This window comes from Nocardia sp. FDAARGOS_372 (genome assembly GCF_002554515.1).
Taxonomy (GTDB): Bacteria; Actinomycetota; Actinomycetes; order Mycobacteriales; family Mycobacteriaceae; genus Nocardia; species Nocardia farcinica.
The window spans coordinates 185,976-207,638 of record NZ_PDDW01000001.1; the positions used below are offsets into that span (position 1 = coordinate 185,976).

Annotated in this window: 24 protein-coding genes and 1 tRNA gene; 14 read left to right on the forward strand and 11 right to left on the reverse strand. The window is 70.2% G+C overall.

The genetic code is table 11. The features are described from left to right. Positions 1 to 42: 42 nt before the first annotated feature. Complete coding sequence (locus CRM89_RS01050) at positions 43 to 717, forward strand: MspA family porin (RefSeq protein ID WP_041559977.1); 675 nt, start codon at positions 43 to 45, stop codon at positions 715 to 717. Positions 718 to 785: 68 nt separating this feature from the next. Further along, on the forward strand, positions 786 to 1,463 hold the full coding sequence (locus CRM89_RS01055) for an MspA family porin (RefSeq protein WP_041559978.1): 678 nt from the start codon (positions 786 to 788) through the stop codon (positions 1,461 to 1,463). A 75-nt stretch (positions 1,464 to 1,538) separates the two neighbouring features. On the opposite strand, the gene CRM89_RS01060 is transcribed toward CRM89_RS01055, so the two are convergent. Further along, positions 1,539 to 2,840 (reverse strand): Dyp-type peroxidase, encoded by a 1,302-nt coding sequence (locus CRM89_RS01060; protein WP_098083022.1) that lies wholly within the window; start codon positions 2,838 to 2,840, stop codon positions 1,539 to 1,541. A 94-nt stretch (positions 2,841 to 2,934) separates the two neighbouring features. On the opposite strand from CRM89_RS01060, the gene CRM89_RS01065 reads away from it, so the two are divergent. The 3 genes from CRM89_RS01065 (at position 2,935) to CRM89_RS01075 (ending at position 5,219) form a co-directional block, all read left to right on the forward strand. Beyond that, complete coding sequence (locus CRM89_RS01065; RefSeq protein WP_098083023.1) at positions 2,935 to 3,381, forward strand: MarR family winged helix-turn-helix transcriptional regulator; 447 nt, start codon at positions 2,935 to 2,937, stop codon at positions 3,379 to 3,381. Positions 3,382 to 3,442: 61 nt separating this feature from the next. Next, positions 3,443 to 3,889, forward strand: a complete 447-nt coding sequence (locus CRM89_RS01070; protein ID WP_011208124.1) for a hypothetical protein — start codon at positions 3,443 to 3,445, stop codon at positions 3,887 to 3,889. Between the two features lie 64 nt (positions 3,890 to 3,953). Next, positions 3,954 to 5,219: a VWA domain-containing protein gene (locus tag CRM89_RS01075; RefSeq protein WP_011208125.1), complete on the forward strand. Its 1,266-nt coding sequence runs from the start codon at positions 3,954 to 3,956 to the stop codon at positions 5,217 to 5,219. Between the two features lie 16 nt (positions 5,220 to 5,235). Here CRM89_RS01075 and CRM89_RS01080 read toward each other — a convergent pair whose 3' ends face one another. Continuing rightward, positions 5,236 to 5,511 carry a hypothetical protein gene (locus tag CRM89_RS01080; RefSeq protein ID WP_041559979.1) on the reverse strand — a complete coding sequence of 92 codons (276 nt, stop codon included), beginning with the start codon at positions 5,509 to 5,511 and terminating at the stop codon, positions 5,236 to 5,238. A 216-nt stretch (positions 5,512 to 5,727) separates the two neighbouring features. On the opposite strand from CRM89_RS01080, the gene CRM89_RS01085 reads away from it, so the two are divergent. Both CRM89_RS01085 and CRM89_RS01090 read left to right on the forward strand, forming a co-directional pair. Further along, positions 5,728 to 6,021 (forward strand): hypothetical protein, encoded by a 294-nt coding sequence (locus tag CRM89_RS01085; protein WP_011208127.1) that lies wholly within the window; start codon positions 5,728 to 5,730, stop codon positions 6,019 to 6,021. Positions 6,022 to 6,109: 88 nt separating this feature from the next. Next, entirely contained in the window at positions 6,110 to 6,832 is a 723-nt protein-coding gene (locus CRM89_RS01090) for a TetR/AcrR family transcriptional regulator (protein ID WP_011208128.1), read from the forward strand. Between the two features lie 18 nt (positions 6,833 to 6,850). Here the strand turns inward: CRM89_RS01090 and CRM89_RS31500 are convergent, their stop codons facing one another. Next, positions 6,851 to 9,133, reverse strand: a complete 2,283-nt coding sequence (locus CRM89_RS31500; protein ID WP_253805079.1) for a TerD family protein — start codon at positions 9,131 to 9,133, stop codon at positions 6,851 to 6,853. Between the two features lie 81 nt (positions 9,134 to 9,214). Beyond that, positions 9,215 to 10,033: a hypothetical protein gene (locus CRM89_RS01105; RefSeq protein WP_098083024.1), complete on the reverse strand. Its 819-nt coding sequence runs from the start codon at positions 10,031 to 10,033 to the stop codon at positions 9,215 to 9,217. Positions 10,034 to 10,188: 155 nt separating this feature from the next. Here CRM89_RS01105 and CRM89_RS01110 point away from each other — a divergent pair, with 155 nt between their 5' ends. Next, positions 10,189 to 10,686: a hypothetical protein gene (locus tag CRM89_RS01110; protein ID WP_011208131.1), complete on the forward strand. Its 498-nt coding sequence runs from the start codon at positions 10,189 to 10,191 to the stop codon at positions 10,684 to 10,686. On the opposite strand, the gene pabB is transcribed toward CRM89_RS01110, so the two are convergent. Continuing rightward, the gene (gene pabB, locus CRM89_RS01115) at positions 10,678 to 12,750 is read right to left on the reverse strand and encodes an aminodeoxychorismate synthase component I (RefSeq protein ID WP_098086849.1); all 2,073 of its coding nucleotides are present in this window, start codon (positions 12,748 to 12,750) and stop codon (positions 10,678 to 10,680) included. The two genes, CRM89_RS01110 and pabB, sit on opposite strands and share 9 nt — an antisense overlap. 80 nt (positions 12,751 to 12,830) lie before the next feature. Here pabB and CRM89_RS01120 point away from each other — a divergent pair, with 80 nt between their 5' ends. From CRM89_RS01120 to CRM89_RS01140, 5 genes are all read left to right on the forward strand, one after another. After that, on the forward strand, positions 12,831 to 13,895 hold the full coding sequence (locus CRM89_RS01120; protein WP_098083025.1) for a phosphotransferase family protein: 1,065 nt from the start codon (positions 12,831 to 12,833) through the stop codon (positions 13,893 to 13,895). A gap of 68 nt (positions 13,896 to 13,963) precedes the next feature. After that, entirely contained in the window at positions 13,964 to 14,539 is a 576-nt protein-coding gene (locus CRM89_RS01125) for a DinB family protein (protein WP_098083026.1), read from the forward strand. A gap of 146 nt (positions 14,540 to 14,685) precedes the next feature. After that, positions 14,686 to 15,816 (forward strand): NDMA-dependent alcohol dehydrogenase, encoded by a 1,131-nt coding sequence (locus tag CRM89_RS01130; RefSeq protein WP_011208135.1) that lies wholly within the window; start codon positions 14,686 to 14,688, stop codon positions 15,814 to 15,816. A gap of 89 nt (positions 15,817 to 15,905) precedes the next feature. Continuing rightward, positions 15,906 to 16,724, forward strand: a complete 819-nt coding sequence (locus CRM89_RS01135; RefSeq protein ID WP_060592703.1) for a serine hydrolase — start codon at positions 15,906 to 15,908, stop codon at positions 16,722 to 16,724. Positions 16,725 to 16,819: 95 nt separating this feature from the next. Beyond that, complete coding sequence (locus tag CRM89_RS01140) at positions 16,820 to 17,356, forward strand: DUF3145 domain-containing protein (RefSeq protein WP_041560788.1); 537 nt, start codon at positions 16,820 to 16,822, stop codon at positions 17,354 to 17,356. A gap of 243 nt (positions 17,357 to 17,599) precedes the next feature. Here the strand turns inward: CRM89_RS01140 and CRM89_RS01145 are convergent, their stop codons facing one another. Then, positions 17,600 to 18,037: a GbsR/MarR family transcriptional regulator gene (locus CRM89_RS01145; RefSeq protein WP_060592702.1), complete on the reverse strand. Its 438-nt coding sequence runs from the start codon at positions 18,035 to 18,037 to the stop codon at positions 17,600 to 17,602. After that, positions 18,034 to 19,020, reverse strand: a complete 987-nt coding sequence (locus CRM89_RS01150; RefSeq protein WP_228821997.1) for an alpha/beta fold hydrolase — start codon at positions 19,018 to 19,020, stop codon at positions 18,034 to 18,036. The genes CRM89_RS01145 and CRM89_RS01150 overlap by 4 nt, the downstream gene beginning before the upstream one ends. A gap of 104 nt (positions 19,021 to 19,124) precedes the next feature. On the opposite strand from CRM89_RS01150, the gene CRM89_RS01155 reads away from it, so the two are divergent. Continuing rightward, positions 19,125 to 19,433 carry a putative quinol monooxygenase gene (locus CRM89_RS01155; RefSeq protein ID WP_011208140.1) on the forward strand — a complete coding sequence of 103 codons (309 nt, stop codon included), beginning with the start codon at positions 19,125 to 19,127 and terminating at the stop codon, positions 19,431 to 19,433. 443 nt (positions 19,434 to 19,876) lie between these two features. On the opposite strand, the gene CRM89_RS01160 is transcribed toward CRM89_RS01155, so the two are convergent. The 4 genes from CRM89_RS01160 to CRM89_RS01175 all read right to left on the reverse strand — a co-directional run bounded on the left by CRM89_RS01160 (position 19,877) and on the right by CRM89_RS01175 (position 21,628). Then, a tRNA-Val gene (locus CRM89_RS01160) sits at positions 19,877 to 19,948 on the reverse strand. A gap of 32 nt (positions 19,949 to 19,980) precedes the next feature. Next, a complete protein-coding gene (locus CRM89_RS01165) occupies positions 19,981 to 20,460 on the reverse strand; it encodes a peroxiredoxin (protein WP_011208141.1) in 480 nt (159 codons plus the stop codon). A gap of 79 nt (positions 20,461 to 20,539) precedes the next feature. Beyond that, entirely contained in the window at positions 20,540 to 20,962 is a 423-nt protein-coding gene (locus CRM89_RS01170) for a DUF3052 domain-containing protein (RefSeq protein WP_041560789.1), read from the reverse strand. Positions 20,963 to 21,067: 105 nt separating this feature from the next. Further along, positions 21,068 to 21,628, reverse strand: coding sequence for a hypothetical protein (locus tag CRM89_RS01175; RefSeq protein WP_228791250.1), 561 nt, complete (start codon positions 21,626 to 21,628; stop codon positions 21,068 to 21,070). Positions 21,629 to 21,663: the final 35 nt, after the last annotated feature.

A 21,663-nucleotide genomic window follows, 5' to 3' on the forward strand; every position in this document is an offset into this window, starting at 1 on the left:
CCTCTGAACGGGGTGGACCGCTTTAACCTGATGAGGGGAAGTATGAGCAACAACCGCACCAGTGGGTTGCGCGGCGGCGGTCGCGTCGTCGGGATCGGCGCCGCCGCCACCATCGCCGTCGGCCTGTTCTCGACCGGCGCTGCCAACGCGGACACGTTCGTTCCGCTGCCGGACGGTCAGAAGGTCGGCCCGGGCGTCACCATCACCCGTACCGGTGAGCATGCTGTGATCTCGCCCTCGATGGCGGCCAACGGCGCGGGACGCGTCGCGTGGGTCTCGGGCAACGCGACCGCGGATGTCACCGTCACCCCCGAGGGTGAGGTCGGCCCCAACAACGGTCCGGCCGGCGACCCGGGCACCAACAACTCCTCGACCCACGGCGCCTCCCAGCTGAACACCGGCTACATCGTCGGCTGCCAGGTCAGCATCGGTGACGACGCCATCTCGGCCGGCCTGTCCGGTGGCATCGACCTCGAGGGCGGCTCGATCGGTGGCTCCATCGGCCTGGACCTCGGCCCCGGCGATGTGAAGTTCGTCCAGATCGACTACAAGGACATCACCAAGCCCGGTGTCTACTCGGTCGAGTACCAGGACGTGGAGATCCAGATCCAGGGTTGCGCGGGCTACGCCCAGGCGCGGTCCTACACCGTGGTCGAGATCATCGGTGACCACTACTCGAAGACCACCCTCTACGGGATGCCGTTCAGCATCGGCTGACGTGGGTCGAATCCGTCAAACCAGTCTTCGCTGAAGCGAACTCGAACCCGGAGGGGTTGCACAGAACTATGAAGATCCACAAGAACACACTGCGGGCGGCAGGCGCCTGCGCCGCGGCCACCGTCGCGTTCGGCATGCTGTCCGCGGGTGCGGCCAACGCCGACACCTTCGTTCCGCTGCCCGGCGGCGAGATCACCAAGACCCTGTCCGACGGCACGGTGGTGACCGTGCGTCTGGTGGGCGAGTCGGCGACCATCAGCCCGTCGATGGGCGCCACCCCGGTGCACCGCAACGCGTGGGTGTCCGGTAGCGCGCAGGTCGAGATCAGCGGCGGCGGCGAGGATGTCGGCGGCAAGATCTACCCCGGTTACGTGGTGGGCTGCCAGGTCAACATCGACGGCGGCGGCGTCGAGGGCGGCGTGGAAGGCTCGGCCGACTGGAGCGGTGACACCGTGACCGGTGGCGTGGGCGCCGAGTCCGGCGGCGAGCTGACGCTCGGCCCCGGCCAGGCCAAGTCGTTCTACATCCTCGACATCGAGAAGCCGGACGACTACGGCAACGAGGATCACGCCACCAACAACAAGTTCAAGGGCAACAGCGGCTCGGTCACCTGGGCCGATTCGACCATCGGTCTGTCGGGCTGCGCGGGCTACGCCCAGGCGCGGTCCTTCGTGAAGGTCAAGGTCGAGACCGACAACGTGATGTCGGTCGTCACTCTGTGGGGTCAGCCGTTCAGCCTCGGCTGATCCGGCGCCGCACAACGCTCGCGGACGGCGGGTCCGGCCATCGTGCCGGGCCCGCCGTCGCGCGTTGTCGTGGTCTCACCGCACGAGCTCGGCGGCCAGGTGATCGCTCTCGCCCACCCCGGGCGGAACCGCGAAGAAGGCGCTGCCGGTGTGCTGGACGAGGGCGTTCATCCGGTCGGTGGCCAGGGCGTGCTGGGCTCGGATGAACTGCTCGGGCGGGTTGTTCATGTAGGCGGCGAAGAGCAGGCCGACATCGAGCGTGCTGTGGCCGCCGTGGCTGTGTTCCGGGGTGCCGGGGGCATGGGTGTGCAGGAGTTCCGGGGTGGGGTCGGGGGAGCCGCCCGCGTTGGCGATCAGGACGCCGTAGTCGTAGTTGTAGCTGCGGCGCAGCATGGGGATGCCGTGGACCAGGCGCACGTGGGCATTTGCCGGGGTGCGCGGTTCGCCGTCGGGGGAGCGGGCGTCGAGGTCGATCGGATCGAATTCGCCGCCGCCGTTCATGGGGGCGCCGTCGGCGCGTCGTCTGCCGATGACGCGGTCCTGTTCGGCCGGCGAAAGCTGGTCCCAATCGGCGACTTTCATGCGGATCTTGCGGAAGACCAGGTAGCTGCCGCCGTGGAACCAGGCGGGTTCGTCGGGGGAATCGACCCAGACGGTGCGGTCGAATTCGGGGGTGCCAGGGCGCGGATTGGCGGTGCCGTCCTTGTGGCCGAACATGTTTCGCGGGGTGCCGCGGTCGGCGGGCAGCCCGAGGAAGCCCTGCTGGGTCCAGCGCATGCGGGCCAGGCCGGGCATCCGGGCGCGCAGGGTGCGGAAGGCGTGGCTGACGATCTGCGGGTCGTCCGCGCAGATCTGGGCGAGCACGTCGCCGCCGCTCCAGGCGGGGTTCAGCGCGTCGCCGGCGAAGGCGGGCAGCGGGTGCAGGTGGCGGGGGCGGTGATCGGCAAGGCCGAAACGGTCGTCGAAGATGCCGGGGCCGAGGCCGAGGGTGATCGTCAGGCGCGCGGGGGCGAGGCCGGTGGCGAAATCGGTGTGCGCGCTGAACCCCGGCGGGGTCGACGCGGTGTCGGGCACCCGCGCTCCGGCGGTGAGGGCGCGGGCGGCCTCGGTCCAGCTCGCGAGCAGGTCGCGCAGCGCGGCGCGGTCCGGCCGGGCCATGTCACAGGCGAGGAACAGCGAGGTCGACTGGAGCGCGGTCGCGATACCGGCCTGGTGTGGACCCTGGAAGGGCTCGATCGCGGACGCGGAGGTTTCCGATCCGCCGCGACGGCCCACGGCGACACCCGCCGAGGCCGCGCCCGCCGCGAGCAACGCGCCGCCGAACAACGCGCGCCGCGACACGCCGGAATTACTACCGACCGTAGTAGATTCGCTCATGTCGGCCGAGCGTAACCGAGGATCCGGAAAGCTTCAACATCATTGAAGGTGACCGCGCTGCCGATTTCGGCTTCCGATGGGCGAGACTGGGGCGGTGACCACCGAGAACGGCCGCCCGGAGCCCCCCGTCACCAGCGCCTCGATCGTCGTGCTCGCGCTCGCCCGGCGCGTGGAGAACGAACTCAACGCCGCGCTGGCCGATCTCGACCTGACCGTGCGCAAGCTCGGGTTGCTCGGGCATGTCGGCCGGATGCCCGGCGTCTCCTTCAGTGAGCTCGCCCGCATGGCGGGGGTGAGCGTGCAGAGCGTGCACACCTCGGTGAAAGCGCTGACCGCGGCCGGGCTCGTGCGCGACTCCACGGCCAAGCCGGGCGCGGCCTCGACCATCGAACTGACCGCGTCGGGGACCAGGTTGCTCGCCGAGGCGCGGCGGGTGGTCGGCGAGGTCGACGAGCGGCTCTTCGGTGCCGAGGCCGATCCGGTGCGCCGCAAGCTCGGCGCGGCGATCCGGCATGCCTTCGAGACGGGCGGGATCGGCTGACCTTCAGCCTTGCTGAAAGCATCGGCTAAGCTTCAATCACATTGAAGCTTGGAGGTTCGTCATGGAGCATGTCCTGCTGTCGGTCCACGTGCTGGCCGCGATCGTCTTCGTCGGTGGCTCGGCCGTCGCGGCCAGCCTGTTCCCGCGCTATGCGCCGGTGGCCGAGGGCGCCGACAGCGCGGGTGGCCAACGCAACCCCGCCGTCGCCGCCGCGCTGCACCGCATCACCGGGCGGTACGTGGCGGTCGCGTTGATCGTGCCGGTGGTCGGCATCGCGCTGGCCGCGCTGCAGGGGCGGCTGGGCGAGATCTGGATCTCGACGGCGATGGTGCTCACCCTGGTCGCGGGCGGGCTGATCGCCGTGCAGATCCACCCGCTGCAACGGGAGGCGTTGCGCGACCCCGACGACGGGCGCAGGCTGCGTGCCCTCGGCATGTACGCGGGCATCTACAACACCCTGTGGGCCATCGTGGTCGTGTTGATGATCGTGCGGCCGGGCGCCTCCTGAAGCCCTGCCGGGCACGCACCTCGCCGTTAGGCTGAGCCCATCGCACACGGGACGGAGTCAGCCGGTGGTCACCTCGTTGGTCAAGGGCCAGAACGCCCTGCTCGAGTCGGAACGGGTCGTGGTGTCGCTACGCACCGAGGCGGCCGCGGACGTGTCGGCGTTGCTGGTCACGGCGGCGGGCACGGTGCGCTCCGACGCCGACTTCGTCTTCTACAACCAGCCCGTCGCACCCGGCGTGCGGCTGGTCGCGGGCTCGCCTGCCGCGCTGGAGATCTCACCTGCCCAGCTGCCCGCCGACATCGCGCAGGTGCGCGCGGTGCTGACCCTCGACGACCCGGGCAGGCGGTTCGGCGAGTTCGCGCCGCCGGTGGTGACCGTCGCCGACGGCGCGGGCACGCCGCTGGTCGAGTACCGGATCGACGGGCTCTCCGGCGAATCCGTGGTGATCGCGCTGGAACTGTACCGTCGCGGCCAGCAGTGGAAGATCCGGGCGGTGGGCCAGGGCTACGCAGGCGGATTCGCGGCGCTCGTCACCGATCACGGCGTGCAGGTCGACGACGAACCGCCCGCGCGGGAACCCGCTGCCGCCGAAGCGGTCCCGCAGGTGCGCACGGTACCCGGGGAAGCGGCGCTCTCGCTGGAGAAGCGGGCCACCCTCGACCTGCGCAAACGCGAGGTCGCCAAGGTGTTGCTGGACAAGCGGGCGCTGGGCGTGCGGGCCAGGGTCGTGCTGGTGATCGACAAGACCGGCAGCATGCACAAGCAATACCGGCGGCGGGTCGTACACCGGGTGGTCGAGCGGATGGTTCCGATCGCCACCCAGCTCGACGACGACGGCACCCTCGAGGCCTACCTCTACGCGGTGTCCTACGCCAAACTGCCCGACATCACGGTCGCGGAGGCCGAGCAGTGGGCGCAGACCTATCTGCACCTGTCCGGGGTGCACGAGGGCATCGACTACAACCGCCTCGGCGGGCACAACGTCGAACCGCCGATCATCCGCGCGGTGCTCGACACCGTGCGGCCCGGTGACGGCCCGACGCTGGTGCTGTTCTTCACCGACGGCGGCTTCGCCAAGAAACGCGAGATCGCCGACCTGATCCGGGAAGCCGCCGCGCTACCGGCGTTCTGGCAGTTCATCGGGCTCGGCAAGGCCAACTACGGGCTCCTGCGCGAACTCGACGACCTCGACGGACGCCTCGTCGACAACGCGGGCTTCTTCGCCCTCGACGACATCGACCAGGTGGACGACGCCCAGCTGTATTCCCGCTTGCTGGGCGAATTCCCGGACTGGTTGCGTGCGGCGCGGGCCGCCGGCGTGGTGCGCTGAGCGGCGCGGCGACCGATCAGCCGATGACGGCGTTCATGATGGTGCCCGCGCTGGTGGCGACGGCGCCGCCGATCATCGCTCCGGCCACCATTTTCGGGGACTCCAGGCCACCGCCGGTCCACTTCTCCCACGCGAAGCGGCCACCGGCGTAGATGATGGCGCAGATGCCCGCGAGCAGGACGAACCAGGTGAGATAGCGGACGAGTTGCAGGATCTTGTCGGACACCGGTGGGGCCTCGGGCGTCGGGTTACCGATCTGAGCCAGGGTGTCGAGTGCGGCGGCCAGGATCATCGTCGTGCTACTCATTCCGGGTTCGGGACAAGGAGAATCGCTCCTTGGATGGTATCCGGTAATCCGGTGTGGCGCAGGCACCTCCCCGTGCGTGCCGCCGTCCTTGCGGGACATCGGCGGCGTCGCGATCATGGGGGGTGACGCGGCGGGCGATACCACCGGCTGCCGGGTCGGGCGAATATCCGAGGTACTGCTGAAAATTCCGAGGTGTGAACAGTGAGCATCATCCTGATGTCGGTTGGGGACACGTTCTCGACCTTGGCGCAGGTCGGCAATCCGACTCCGGAAGCGCCGCCCCTGTCGGACAAGATCATGCAGTTCGTGCGCTACGCGACCTGGTTCGCGCTGCTGTCCGGCATCCTCAGCATCGTCTACGCGGGCGGCCGCTTCGCCTGGGAGAAGTGGTCGGGCAACGCCATGCAGTCCCCGAAGATGGTGGCGGGCGCGATGATCGGTGGCGTGGTCGCCACCAGCGCGGGAACGATCATGAACGCGGTGATCGGAGCCTGAGACCACCGGACCGAAATCGGTGATTCCTCTGAGACTCCGGGCGAGGGGAAGTCCCGCGGCGGAGCCGAATAGGCTTGAATCGACGTCCATGAAGGAGTCGAAGCCGCGCGGACGGGCACCGATGGTGGCCGAGGCCGACATCCGCCGGGTGGCGCGCGCCCTGCTCGCCGAGCAGGGGCCGGACGCGGTCACGCTGCGGGCCATCGCCCGGACGCTGGGCATCACCGCGCCCGCCCTCTATCGCCACTACGACTCGCGAGACGCCCTGCTGGAGGCGTTGCGGCTGGAGTGCTGTGCCGAGCTGGCCGCCGAGCTCTCCGCCGAGATCGACGCGCTGCCGGACAACGGGCTCGTCCAGTTCTTCGCCATCTGCAAGGGGTTTCGGCGTTGGGCGCTGGCCAACACCAAGGAGTTCACCCTGGTGTTCGCCTCGCCCGGCGCGGCGGCGGGCATGTCGAGCCGGTTCACCGAACCGTTCGGGCGGATCTTCCTTGCCGCCGCGGGCAGGCTGTTGAGCGGGTACCGCATCATCACGCCCGCCACCGAGGTGATCCCACCCGCGCTGCGGGAGGACCTGGCGCATTTCCGCACCGAACTGCTGGCGGCGTTGTCGGAATCGGGTCAGGAGTTCCCGGCCGAGAAGCTCGATCTCGGTGTGACCTACCTGATGATCCAGATCTGGGCGCGCCTCTACGGGCACGTGACGCTGGAGGTGTTCGGCAACTACCCGATTCCGTTGAGCGACCCGGAGGTCATGTTCGACGCCGTGCTCGCCGACCTGGCGCGATCGGCGGGCATGCTCGAAGGCTGAGCTCTAGATCCGGGTGGTTCAGATCCGGGCGCCCTTGCGTCGGTTGCAGGCGCGGCACAGGATCTGCAGATTCGCCGCGCTGGTGGCGCCGCCGCGGCTGAGCGGGATGATGTGGTCGAACTCCAGGTAGTGCCCGCTGCCGCACTCGACACAGCGGCCGCCGTCACGCTGCCAGACCTCGGCCTTGATCTCCTGGGAGATGCTGCGCGAATCCCGCTGCCCCGGGGTGAGCACCAGCCGTTTGGCCACCCGCAGCGCACCCTCCAGCGCCGCCGCCACATAGTCGGGGTCGCCGACGAGGAACGTGGCGCCGCCGCGCGCGGAGGTCGCCGCGATCACCACCGCGCCCTCGGCCACCTGCACCGAAACCACCCGGGTCCAGGGCAGCTCGACCCCGGCACCGGTGCCGACGAAGCGCAGCTTCTTGTTGCTCGCGATCAGCCTGCCCTCGGTGTGCCGTGGACCGCGAGCCAGCGTGCGGACCTGGGTGGCGGGCAGGTCGAGGTGCACCTTCTCCTCGGAATCCAGATGCAGATCCGGTGTGCGGATCACCGGCAGGTCGCCCTCGCGCAAGCGACACAGCGTCCGGCCGCGATGCACCCGCCTGCGCAGATCCTCCACCAGCGGGCCGCCCAGCCGCAGCTCCACCAGCGCGTGCTCGAACATCTCGAACTCGGCCTGCTCGATCTCGCCGTCCGCGAACGCGAACGTCACCAGCCGCTCCACATAGCTCAGCCCGAGATCGCGCAGGGCCGCCCGCCCGCGTTCCTCGTCGATGCGCTGATACCGCAACGACGCCCACAGATGTTCCCACTGCTCGCCCGTCGGCCCCGAACCGGTGAGCACGCGCCAGGCGCGGCTGTGCCAGTGCGTGAGGAATTCCTCGATCTCCACCTCGCAGTGCGCGCACGGCGCGAGCCCGCCGAAGAACCTGCGGCGGCGAGGTGAGCCGCAGCGCGGGCAGTCCCGGGGATCGTCCTGCTCGCGCAGGTAGGTGTCGGAGGTCCAGTGCGCGCCGTCCCACCAGCGCATGCGGGCGGGCTCGGTGGGGTCGGGATACCAGTCGGCGCGGGCCGGGTCCGGCGGTGGGGGCCGGGGCGCCGGATCGGGGCGGCGGCGGACGAGATCGACCGGGCGTGCACCCGGGACCGGAACGGCCGGCGGCGGGGCGTCCTCGTCGCGGGACAGCCGGGTCAGGGGAAGGGTGTCGGGGCCGTTCCGGTCGCGCGGCGAGCGGTCGTCGGCTCGGTCGGTGTCGTCGGCCGCCGTCGGACGCATCATGTCGTCGAGGTCCACCGGATTCCGGGGCGCTGCCGTGGCGGGCGTGGCGTCGCCGGGCGGGGTACCCGCGTCCGGCAGGTCCGCGGGTGACAGGCGGCGGGTGGGGAACGGGGTTCCGGACGGCCGGTGCGTCACCGCCGGGATCGGATCCGTGCGGGGGCCCGCGGCGTCCGCGTCGGCTACCGCGGCGGCCGCCTGCGCGACCGACGACGATGCGGCGCCAACGGTGGACGATGGGGGCGACCCCGTCGTTCGCCCGGTGACGGCCGCGCGGTCGGTGCCCGAGGCGGCCCGGTCCGTCGCGGCAGGCCCGTCGGTGCCCGTGGCGGCGGCCCGGTCGGTCCCCCTGCCGGCGGCCCGGTCCGTCCCCCGGACAGCGGCCGGGTCGATACCTGTGACGGCGGTGCGATCGGTTCCCCCGACGGCCCTGCCGGGATGCGCCCGGCTGGCCGGAGCGGTGGGGCCCGAGGCATGGCGGAACGGGTCGGCGGGGCGGGCGATGCCGGCCCGGCCGCCGGGATCGTCCACGCTGACGCCGAATTCGGTGACCAGTCCGGCCAGGCCGCTGCGCCAGCCCTGGCCGACGGCGCGGAACCGCCAGGCACCGTCGCGCCGGTAGAACTCGCCGAACATCAGCGCTGTCACCGGATCCGGCGCGTAGAGCCGGAATCGGAGCACGGGGCCCTCGGCGGCGAGCACGGTGACCGTGAGCCCGCTGACATCGGCGAAGCTGCCTCCGTCGAGACTGCCGCCGATCACGATGCGCGCGATGTCGGCCTCGGTGCGCGGCAGCGAGACGCTCAACCGCGCGGTGCCCGGCGCGGGCTCCTGATCCAGCGTCACCGCCTGCGAAATATGCCGTGGCGCGTTGTAGAACACCAGATCACGGTCGGTGCGCACGCGTCCTGAGGCGGCCAGCAACAGCGCGTGCGCGTCCACGACATGCTCCGACTGCCATGAAACGGCCACGGCTAGAAGGGATGTCGGTACCGGTGCGTGCGCGCCCTTGCTGAGTTCCATCGTGCGAGCATCCTGCCACGCCCCTCCGACACGCCGAATTCACCGGGCATTCGGGCGATCTCCGCCGTGCCCGCCGCGGCCTCACCAGCCGCCGGTGAACAGGGCGGCCAGCCCCGCCGCGGGATCGGCGGCGTTGGTCGTGTTCGCCACCGCCACCACGGTCGCAACCAGCGCCGCGGCCGTCGCCGATACCGCGACCGTGCCCGTCACCGGCCGGTGCCGGCCCGCGGCGAACCGCCGCCCCGACTCGATGCTCGCGCCGATCAGCGCGACCGCGACACCTCCGGCGAGCACCGCGAGCACCCGGTGATAGCGCGCGAAGTCCTCGACCATCACCGCCAGCGCGGGCGGTGCGGTCGCGGCATCGGCGAGCGCCGACCGCACCTGCGCGAGCGTGCCGGCCAACGCCTGGTCGGCCGGTTCGTCGACGAGCATCGGGAGCAGCGATGCCAGCGGCGCCAGCGCTCCCTGGACATTGGCGAGCGTCAGCACCGCGGCCACCGCCGCGAGCGCCGTGGCCAGCACACCGGCGGTGCGCAGCGCGGCCCGGTGGCGGCCCGTCCGGGCGAGCGCCTGCCACACGAGCACCGCCGTCGCCGCGAACGCGATCAGCGCCGCCACCGCGGCCAGCGCCTTGACGAGGTGATAGTGCGACCAGAACTCGACGAGATGCGCGGTGTCCGGCGGAAGATCCCGGGAGCCGGAGTTCCAGTACCCGGTGAAGGCCGCCCGGAACGCCGCCCGCACCGCGGCCTCGTCTCCGAAGCCGCCACCCGCGGTGCGCGCCGCGACGGGCGCGGGCGCCAGCACGAACGCGACGACCGAGAGCGCGTCGAGCGCCCCGAGGACGGCGAGGGTGCGCCCGGGAACAGCGGCGGATCGGGTCGCGGGAGCCGACATCGGAGTCCTTTCGGCCGGAGCACTCCCGGTGAGCGTAGGCGAACCACGGCGCCGACCCCGGTCCGCGGCGCGGGAACGCCCGCGGCCGCCCCGACACAGACCGGCTGGTCCAGGAAATACGGGCGTCCGGCACCGCGCTGGGGCACAGTGGAGTCATGAGCACCCCGAAGGGGAAGGGCCGCGACCAGACACCCAGGCCGGGCGGGCCGCGGGTGCCGGGCGCCGCGGAGATTCTGGCCGCCGCCCAAGCCGCTGCCGCCGCGGCGCAGACGGCGGCCGGACAGGCGCTGGAATCGGCGCAGACGACCGCCGGGCACGCCTTCGACGCGGCGGTACGACTCCCGCCGGCCTCCGCGCAGATCGCCGCCCAGCTGCCCGATCTGGTGGAGAACCTCTCGACCGCGATCGACCGTCTCAATTCCACCATCGACCGGCTCGACCGCACCCTGGCGTTGGCCGACCCGGCCTTCGCCGCCTACGACCGGCTGCTGCCGCGGTTGGAGGCGATGATCGCCCTCGGCGAGGACGTGCTCGGCGCGCTCGCGCGGCTGCCCGGCGTCGCCATGCTCGGCAAGGTCACCGGTTTCGGGCGGACCGGGGAGGGGGAGGCGCCACCCGAGCCGCCCAAGCGCCGCCGACGGCCCTCACCGTGAGGTGGCGGCCGCGGCGGTGGCCGCGCGCTGGGTCGCCGCCGCCTTCCACAGCATCTCGCGATACTCCTCCGCCGGATCGGAATCCAGCACGATCGCGCCGCCCGCCCCGATCTGCCAGCGCCCGTCGTGCCGCACCGCGGTGCGGATGACGATGTTGAGGTCGGCGGTGCCGCCGAGTCCGAGGAAGCCGATGGTGCCGGAGTAGACCCCGCGCGGCGCGCCTTCCAGCTCGTCGATGATCTCCATCGTGCGCAGCTTCGGCGCGCCGGTCATCGAGCCGCCGGGGAAGCAGGCCCGCACGCAGTCGATGGCGTCGACGTCCGGGCGCAGGGTGCCGCGCACCGTCGAGACCAGCTGGTGGACGGTCGAATACGACTCCGTCGCCATCAGCTCGGGTACGTGCACGCTGCCGATCTGGCAGACCCGCCCGAGGTCGTTGCGCAGCAGGTCGACGATCATGAGGTTCTCGGCGCGGGTCTTGGGACTGTCGGCCAGCTCCCGGCGCAGCCGTTCGTCCTCGGCGGGGGTGGCCCCGCGCGGGGCGGTGCCCTTGATCGGTTTGCTCTCCACCGTGCGCGCCCGGTCGATCTTGAGGAAGCGCTCCGGTGAGGAGCAGGCGATCTCGAGGTCGTCGAAGCGCAGGTAGGCGGCATAGGGCGCCGGATTGCAGCGGCGCAGCGTGCGATAGAAGTCCAGCCCGCCGATCGCGGCGTCGACGGTGAGGCTGTCGGTCAGGCAGATCTCGTAGGACTCGCCCGCGCGCAGATACTCGAGGCAGGCCGCGATGTCGGCGAGGTACCGGTCGCGGCCCCGGTTCAGCAGCGGCGCGACCGAGGCCGGCGCGGACTCGATCGCCAATTCCGCCGGATTCGCCCACGCGGGCAGCGTTTCCAGCACCCGCCCGGTCTCGCGCAGCCACTGATCGGCCGCGGTGTCGTCGTCGGTGAGCGCGACCAGATGGGTCTGCCCCGCGACATGGTCGACCACGATCAGCCGGTCGGCGAAGATCCACTGCGCGTCCGGTGTGGCGGCCCGGTGCGCGGCCCGCGCACCGCAGTCGGCCTTGACCTCGTAGCCGAGGTAGCCGACGTATCCGCCGACGAAGTCGAACGGCAGTGCGGGCAGCTCGATGTGCCGCTCGCGCAGCTGGGTGGACAGATAACCCAGCACGTCCCCGGCGACCGTCCGCGTTCCCGCGGCGTCCTCGACCCGCACCACGTCCTCACCGACCCGGTAACGCACCACCTCCGCCAGCGGTCCGCTCGCGTCACCGAGGAAGGAGAACCGGTCCAGCCCCGGCTCGACGTGTTCGCTGTCGAGCCAGAACGCCGTCGGCGACGCGCCGTAGAGCCGCAGGAACGCGGCCTCGGTGTCGACCGCGCGCTCGATCACCTCGTGCCGCAGCCGCCACCGCGGCCGGTCGGTCGCGGCCGGACGGGCGGGCGTCACGGGCGTCGCCGGACGCGTCCTGCGCGCGGGTTTGCCGTGCGCCAGGGTCAATTCCGCGAAGTTGCGCAGCAGCGCCGCCCCGAACTCGCCGGCCACCGACTCGGGATGGAACTGCACACCCCACTGCGGCCGCTGCCGATGCCGTACCCCCATGATCACGCCGTCGGGCGTGCGGGCGGTCACCTCGAGGGCGGGCGGCAGCGGCTCCAGCGCGCACAGCGAGTGGTACCGCACGACCGTGAAATCCTGCGGCAGCCCGGCGAACAGGTCGCGCCCGTCGTGGCCGACCCGGTCGAGGAAGCCGTGCCGGGGTACCGGTGCGCGGTCGACCCGTCCGCCCGCCGCCACGACGATGCCCTGGTGCCCCAGGCACACGCCGAGCAACGGCTGGGACGCCGCGTCGATGACCGCGGCCGACAGCCCGACGTCGCGGGTCCGGTCCGGGCGGCCGGGGCCGGGGGAGACGACGATGTTGTCGTAGGCGGCGAGGTCCAGCGCGGCCGGATCGGTCTCGTCGTTGCGCACGACGGTCGGTTCGACCCCGTTCACCTCACTGATCAGCTGGTACAGGTTGTAGGTGAACGAGTCGTAGTTGTCGATCAACAGCGTGCGCATGGTGGGCAAAACCCTACGCCCAGCCCACGGAACGCAACTGTTGTCGGATGCCTTCAGTTCCATGTGACCGGTGGTGCAGAATGTCAGGCATGTCTGTAGCGCAGCCGGTCGAGGTGGATCGTGACGTCGTCGATTTCGCGATCGTCGGGAAATGGATGGAAGAACAGGGGCTGCCCGGCGGCGAATTCACCGAGGTGACCTCGCTCGGCGGCGGCACCCAGAACATCATGCTGCGCTTCTCCCGGGGCGGTCGCGGCTACGTGCTGCGGCGCGGGCCCAAGCATCTGCGTCCCAAGAGCAACGAGGTCATCCGCCGCGAGTCGCGCCTGCTCGGCGCGCTGAACGGCATCGACGTCAAGGCGCCCAGGATCATCGCGGCCTGCGCCGACGAGTCGCTGATCGGCGCCGTCTTCTATCTGATGGAGCCCATTGTCGGCTTCAACCCGCAGACCGAGCTGCCCGCCCTGCACGCCGGTGACGCCGAGGTGCGCAGGCAGATGGGCTTGTCGGCGGTCGAGGCCATCGCGCGGCTCGGCGCCCTGGACTACCGCGAACTCGGTCTGGCCGATTACGGCAAGCCGGAGGGCTTCCTGGAGCGCCAGGTGCCGCGCTGGCTGGGCGAGCTCGAGTCGTACGCGAGCAACGAGGGATACCCGGGCCCGCAGATTCCCGGCATCGAGCGGGTCGGCGAGTGGCTGGACCGCAACCGTCCGGCCGACTGGACCCCCGGCATTCTGCACGGCGACTGCCACCTGGCCAACATCATGTTCTCCTACGACGGTCCGCAGGTCGCGGCGCTGGTCGACTGGGAGATGTCCACCATCGGCGACCCGCTGCTGGATCTGGGCTGGCAGATCGCGACCCGCCCGGAGCCCGGGACCACCGGCGCCGCGCTGGTCGGCAAGCTCGGTTCGACCGGTGGCCTGCCGACTCCCGAGGAGATGGTCGAGCACTACGGCAAGTTCTCCCAGCGCGACCTGAGTGCCGTCACCTGGTACACCGTGCTGGCCTGCTTCAAGCTCGGCATCGTGCTCGAGGGCACGCACGCCAGGGCGTTCGCCGGCAAGGCGCCCAAGGATGTGGGCGACTTCCTGCACGCGATCACCCTCGAGCTGTTCGAGAAGGCGCACCGCTTGATGGAGTGACGCGATCTCACCGAACGCTGGCCGGATATGGATGGAGATTCATATCCGGCCAGACTAGATTTCGGGGCATGGCGATCGTTCCCGATGTGAAGGACTGGACCTGGGTGCTGGAACGCCCCTGCCCCGAATGTGGTTACGACGGCGGCAAGGTCGGCTACGACGAGGTGCCCGACGCGGCGCGGGCGGCCGCCGCCCGCGTGCGCGCGGCCCTCGATCGCCCCGACGCGCGCCGCCGCCCCACCGAATCCACCTGGTCACCGCTGGAATACGCCGCCCACGTGCGGGACGTGTGCCGGATCTTCGCCTTCCGGATCGCCGTGGCGACCGGCGGGCCCGCCGCCGATCCGCACGTGCCCGCCTTCGATCCGGGCGAGGCCGCCCCCGCCGGCGCGGTGCCGACCTTCACCAACTGGGACCAGGACGCCACCGCCGTGGCCGACCGCTACGACCGCCAGGACCCCGCCGCCGTCGCGGCCGAACTCACCGACGCCGCCGAGCGCGTCGCGGCGGCCTTCGCGGCGGTGCCGCCCGATGCGCGCGGCCGCACCGCCCGGCGTGGCGACGGCGCGCTGTTCACCGTCGACGGCCTCGCCCGGTACTTCCTGCACGATCTGGTGCACCACGCGCACGACGTGCGCGGCTGAGAACGGTAGTCATTTCTAGAACGTGTTCGGGCAGGGGTCCGAGGCGCGGCGATGAATTTTCCGGTCGGTACTAGAACGCGTTCCACTTTTCTTCTACTGTGGGTGCAGTCACATTGAAGCACTGTGCACGCGAGAGGTCGACAGGAATGAAGACGAAGGGTGCGATCCTGTGGGGGATCGATCAGCCGTGGTCGGTGGAGGAGATCGAGATCGGCGACCCGGTCGCCGGCGAGGTGCAGATCCGCATGGAGACCGCGGGCATGTGCCACTCGGATCACCACATCGTCACCGGTGCGACTCCGATGCCGGGCTACCCGGTGATGGGCGGGCACGAAGGCGCGGGTGTGATCACCAAGCTCGGCCCGAACGTGCCCGCCGACCTGCAGGTCGGTGACCATGTGATCCTGTCGTTCATCCCCGCGTGCGGACGCTGTCCGGCCTGCGTGGCCGGACACATGGCGCTGTGCGATCTCGGCGCGGGCCTGCTCATGGGCCAGGCGATCAGCGACGGCACCTACCGCATCCAGGCGCGCGGGGAGAACGTCATCCCGATGTGCCTGCTCGGCACCTTCGCCCCGTACATGACCGTGCATCACACCTCGGTGGTCAAGATCGACCCCAGCATCCCCTTCGAGGTCGCCTGCCTGGTCGGCTGCGGCGTGCCCACCGGTTTCGGCTCGGCCACCCACGTCGCGAACGTGATGCCCGGCGAGACCGTCGTCATCGCGGGCATCGGCGGCGTGGGCATGAGCGCGCTGCAGGGCGCGGTACTCTCGGGCGCCTCGAAGGTCGTGGCCATCGACCCGGTGCCGTGGAAGCGCGAGCAGGCACAGAAGTTCGGTGCCACCCACACCTACGCCAGCATGGCCGAGGCGATCATGCCGCTGATGGAGATCACCGAGGGCCGGATGGCCGAGAAGGTCATCCTCACCATGGGTGAGATGCACGGCGACTACGTCGAGGAGGGCCTGATCCTCACCAGCAAGGCGGGCACCCTCGTGGTCACCTCGATGGGCCGGATGGACGAGGGCACCGTCAAGATGAACAGCTTCCTGCTGTCCATGCTGCAGAAGACGGTGAAGGGCTGCATCTTCGGCGGCGGCAACGCCCGCCAGGACGCGCCGCGCCTGCTCGCCCTCTACAAGGCCGGCCAGCTCAACCTCGACGACATGGTGACCCGCAGCTACTCCCTGGAGGAGATCAACCAGGGCTACCAGGACATGCTCGACGGCAAGAACCTGCGCGGCATCATCCGCTACACCGAGGCCGACTGGTAATCACGGACCGGCTTCCGCAGCGCCCGCCGCCTCCCGCGGCGGGCGTCCGCATTTTGGGCGCGCCGACCGCGGTCTCGTAGGCTCGCGGTGTGCGAGCACTCGAGCAGATCCAGGATTGGCCGGTCCGCCACGCGGCGGCGGGGGTCGTCTCCGCGGCCGGATCCAGCGTCCAGGGCGCGGCCGAGCGCGTCTTCCCGCTGGCCTCGGTGACCAAGCCGCTCGTCGCCTACGCCGCCCTGGTGGCCGTCGAGGAAGGGGCCATCGAGCTCGACCAGCCCGCGGGCCCGCCCGGTGCGACGGTGCGGCACCTGCTCGCGCACGCCTCCGGCATCGCCTTCGACACCACCGACGTCATCGCCGCCCCCGGCACCCGGCGCATCTACTCCAGCGCCGGTTTCGACGTGCTCGCCGACTTCATCACCGAGCAGACCGGCATCCCGTTCCCCGACTACCTCCGTGAGTCGGTCTTCGAGCCGCTCGGCATGACCGCCACGGCGCTCACCGGGCCGGCGGGCCACGGCGCCCGCTCCAGCGTCGACGATCTGGTGCGCTTCGCCGCGGAACTGCTACGCCCCCGCCTCATTTCGCCGCAGACCCACGCCGAGGCCGTCACCGTCCAGTTCCCCGGTCTCAACGGCGTGTTACCGGGCTACGGTTCGCAGCGCCCCAACGATTGGGGACTCGGATTCGAGATCCGCGCCCGGAAATCCCCGCACTGGACCGGTACCACCAACTCCGAGCGAACTTTCGGCCACTTCGGCCAGTCCGGCACCTTCCTCTGGATCGATCCGGAATACGGACTGGCGTGTTGCGCGCTGGCCGACGAGAATTTCGGCGACTGGGCGCGCGAGGTATGGCCGGTTCTCAGCGATGCGGTGATCGCCGAGAGCAACACGCTCACTCGGTAACACGTGTAACTCCGAACACTCGAGTACACTCGGGCAACGCCAGCAGACGTGGTCGTTGGGGAAGACGTCCCTCGTCTGAGCTGGAGGTGTCAGTGGTGCGCGCATCGAGTCAGTTCGCGGACGCGACGGCGGGTGTGGTCTGGATCCACTCAGCCCCCGCCGCGCTGTGCCCGCACGTCGAATGGGCACTGACCTCCGCCCTCGGCTCCCCCGCCAAGCTCCGGTGGACCACCCAACCCGCCGACGGCCACCTGCGAGCAACCAGCGACTGGATCGGCCCCGTGGGGACGGCAGGCCGCATCGCCCAATCCCTGCGCTCCTGGCCGGTATTGCGCTTCGAGGTCACCGAGGACCCCAGCGACGGCGTCGACGGCGAACGCTACAGCTTCGCCCCCGGCCTCGGCCTGTGGCGCGGAACCGTCAGTGCCAACGGCGATGTGACGCTGGGGGAGATGCGGCTGCGCTCGATGCTCGAATCCGCCCGCAGCGTGGGAAAGTACTCCGGCTACGACCTCGCCGCCGAAATCGACCGCGCGCTGGGGACGCCGTGGGACGAGGAACTCGAGGCGTTCCGCAGCGGGGACGAGGTCGCGGGGGCGGAGGTCACCTGGTTGCGCCGGGACGTGGGATGAGCCGCGCTGTCCTCGCCGAGCCGGGCGACTGATCGACGTCGAGAAGGCGGCGGGGTCCGACCGACCGGCGGAGTCATCGAGCACATCGTCCATGGCGAGCGGGTCGCTTCGTTGTACGTGCACATGTGGTCGCACGGCATCCACGTCGCAGAGGGCGACACCTCACCGCGGGTCAGCACATCGGAGATATCGGCTCTCGGGACACTCGACCGGCTCGCACCTCCACCCCGGCGGCGCCTCCTTCTACAAGTTGTGGCGCCGGCGAAGGACGTCGCCCCCGGCGTCGACATAGGCGGCGAACAGGTCTGTGACATCACGCAGCCGTGCGGCCGCCTCTGCCGTCTCGGTGATTTCCTCGGCGTCCTGCAGCGCGCGGATGAAGGTTCGCGCGCGTTCGATGCTGGCCGCGAGGAGTTGCTCGAAGCCTCCGGCCGCCTCGACGAGAAGCCTCCGGCTGCCGGGCCGTGGAATCGTCCGAGCAAGACCCCACGACACCAGTTCACGCGTCGCGGTACTGACGGCTCCGGAACTGAGCCCCAGAGCGGCACGTAAGTCATCGGAGCTGGAAGGCGACCCCTTGAGGAGGAGGAAACCGTACATGCGACCGGTGGCGCGAGGAAGGTTCCACATCGCCATCGTGTCGCCCATCGTGTTGACGAACCGCTCCTGATCCGGGGTCATCGCGAACGACGCTCCGATGCGACGGGCCGCTGGTCCCAGCCGTCGAGAATGCTGACGAGCAGCCGCGACGTCTCCGCCGGGGCATCCATGGTGACCATGTGCCCGGCGCCCGGGACGACGTGCTCGACCAGCCCCTCGGCGTGCGCCCACCTCGGCATCGCCGTGGCGATGTTGCCGGTGCGGTCCTCGGCGCCGCGCACGAGCGCGAGCGGCACCGGGGACCGATAGCCGGGCTCCGGTGCCACGAACGATGCCGTCGCGCGCCACACGTCCAGGAACGTGCGCTTGGGTATCCGGGTGAACAGCGCCTCTGTTCTCGCCATCGCCTCCGGAGTCGTCGCCGAGGCCCGCGCCATGATCCGTGGAAGCCTCCCAGCCGGGATCACCGCGAGCCCGGGAGCAGCTAGCCGCAAGGCGAATCGCTCGAGCGCGGACAGGGGACCGGCATTCCAGGTGGAATCGAGCACGATCACTCCGCCCACCCGCCGAGGGAATTTCCGGGCGAATGCCTGCGCGAGGTTGCCGCCGAGCGAATGCCCCACGAGCACCGGGGCATCGACACCGCACTCGGCAAGCAGCGCGTCGAGGTCCTCCAGAGCATCCGAGGCGGTGAACCGTTCCCCCGGAGAAAGCGCCGACTGCCCATGCCCGCGCAGGTCCCAGACGATCACGCGATACCCCCGCTGTGTCAGCACCGGGCCCTGCTCGTCGAACATCGAGTGGTCGACTCCCGCACCATGAATGAGCACGACCGAGGAGCCGTCGCCACCGAAGTCCGCGAAAGCGATCTCAGCGCCAGGACGTGTGAGCCGCCGGGCCAACTTCACCATTCTCTGAATATAGGTCAGATCGAGTTCCTTGTCGGAGGTTGTGTCTTGTCCGGTGCGTGCGGCCCCTTCGCGCCGTTCGTCCCAGTCCTTGCAGGTTCTCGGCAGGATGGAAATACCGCCTGAGCTGCGAAGGCGCAGCGTCCATCGACGCATGGCAGCACCCCGCCGTACCCGTCACGGCCTGCGGGGTGCGGGGTGCGTGTCCGGGGCATCGGTCAGACGGGGGTCGCGCTGACCCGCTGCGGTACCGTCGGCGAATGTTCGCACTCGTGGTGAAGTTCCACTTGATCGACGCCAACAAGGCGGAAGCGTTCGACCGGCTCGTCGCCGAGACCGTCCAGGCTATTCGGGACCATGAGCCCGGCACGCTCGTGTACGCCACGCACGCGGTCGAAGGTGAGCCGCTGTCGCGGGTGTTCTACGAGGTGTATCGAGACCGGGCCGCTTTCGATGAACACGAGCGGCAGCCGCACACGCGGCGCTTCCTCGACCGGCGCGGCGAGTTCATCGAGTCGTTCCGTGTCGAGTTCCTGGCCCCGGCGGCGGCGAAGGGGTTGTCCGCCTAGAGCCGGTTCGTGATTCCCCTTGGCGGTGGTGTTCGCCATGATCTTCTGGCCATCCGACTACGACGAGTAACTGTCTGCGGCGGTCGCCGTGAATGGCCTGCCGGTGAGCGACGTTGTGTTGTCTTCTGTGGGTTGGCGGGTGGAGTCGATCGCGTGCGTACGGGGCTGCGCGGTAGTCGCCTGATCGGCTGACGTAGCCGAGTTCGTCAACGATCTGCTGCCAGGTCCAGCCGTAGGCACACGGAGTCGAAGCGCGCCGACTTGCCGGTGCTATGACGAGACGTTGGAAGCGACCGGTGCGGCCCTGTTCGGTGCTGCCGAGCAGCAACGGGAACGTAGTCCTCCGGCCCGTTGGCAGGTTCGTGGCAAGTTCGCGGTTATGAACCGCTGGCGGACGGGCTGGCGATTGCTCAGAAACAGCCACTGACCCAGGAACTATCGAGTGGGCGCAGAGGGGATCGAACCCCCGACCGCTGGTGTGTAAAACCAGTGCTCTACCGCTGAGCTATACGCCCGAGGCCCCTCGGGCGTCCCGACGGGCAACGGTCTATGAATCTAGCGCGGCGAGGGCTTTCTCCCAAGCTGCCTGGTCACGGGGCTCGCCGGGGCCGTTCATCTCGGAGAAGCGGATGAGGCCCGCCTTGTCGACGACGAAGGTGCCGCGGTTGGCGAACCCGGACTTGTCGTTGAAGACGCCGTAGGCCTGGGCGACGGCGCCGTGCGGCCAGAAGTCCGACAGCAGCGGGAAGGTGTAGCCCTGCTCGGCCGCCCAGATCTTGTGGGTGGGCGGCGGGCCGACGGAGATCGCGAGGATCTCGGCGTCGTCGTTCTGGAACTTGGGCAGCTCGTCGCGGACCTTGCACAGCTCGCCCTGGCACACGCCGGTGAACGCCAGGGGATAGAACACCAGCAGCACGTTCTTGCGGCCGCGATAGTCCGACAGCGTGACGGGCTGGTTGTTCTGGTCCTTCAGGGTGAAATCCGGCGCGACGGTGCCGACAGGCAGCGGGCCGACCTCGGCTGGCATACGCGAATCCTCCATCGTGACGGGTTTCGGCTCGGGCGGCGGGCACACCACCGTCCGGGCGAAACCATAGCGAAAAGGGTCAGCGCTGCTTCGAGGGAGCCTTCGGCTGCACCAACCTGCTGCCCGTCCAGCTGCCGAGGCTGATGGCCGAGGTCTGTGTCAGGCCCGCGGTCGGGGCGGCTTCGGCGATCTCGCTGGGATCGACGTGGCCCGGCCGCCCGGTCTTGGGAGTGAGGACCCAGATGAAGCCGTCGTCGGCGAGCGGGCTGATGACCTCCATCAGTTCGTCGGCGAGATCACCGTCCCCGTCGCGCCACCACAGCAGTACCGCGTCCACGACCTCGTCGGAATCCTCGTCGACCATCTCGCTGCCGCAGGCGTCTTCCACATCGGCCCGAATGTCGTCGTCGGTGTCCTCGTCCCAGCCCAGTTCCTGGACCACCATGCCGTGTGTAATGCCAAGCTTCTGAGCGTAGTTCTGCGCGTCCGCCGCGGCGACCACGGTGGTGTCCTCCTCAACTCCCGACAACAAGTAGTTGCAAGCGAACATGGTTATCGGCCCGAGCGCAAGCCAGTCGGTGGAAAACCCGGCTCATGTCGCGCCGGTTCACCGGGCCGGGCAGGCCTCGCGCACGGCGTTGCGCGCGTCGTTGACCCGCAGGCTTGCCGCATTCAGGGCATCGACGTTGGCGTGGTAGGACATCTTGCGAGTTTCTTCGGCGAGCTGGCGCGCCGCGTTCACGTACTCGATGAATTTCGCGGCCAGATCCGGCGGCAGCGACTCGCCCGCGGCGTTCACCCCGGCCTCCACCGTGCCCGCGGCGCCGTCGAGGGTCTGCGCGGCGGCGTCGCGTTTGGCCGCGTAGTCGGGGGCATTGGCGTCGTGGGCGTCGACGAACTCGTTGTAGGCGCGCACACCGGCGCCGGTGGTGTTCGGGAACGCCCCGCAGTTCTCGCCGATCGCCTGGGCCTGCGCGGCGGCCCGGCGCGAGGAGGTGGCGGCCGCGGAGGAGGACGCGGCTTCGGTCTTGTAGATCGAGACCTGCACCGTGTCGGGCAGGGCGGTGCCCTGGACGCGGTCGCCGCACCCGGCCAGCACCGCGCCCGTGAGGACGGCGCCGGCCGCGCACACCAATCCGACTCGGCGTGGATTCAGCGGCTTCATCATCCTCCCCGTGCTCGTGGTGCCGGAATTCATGGTGG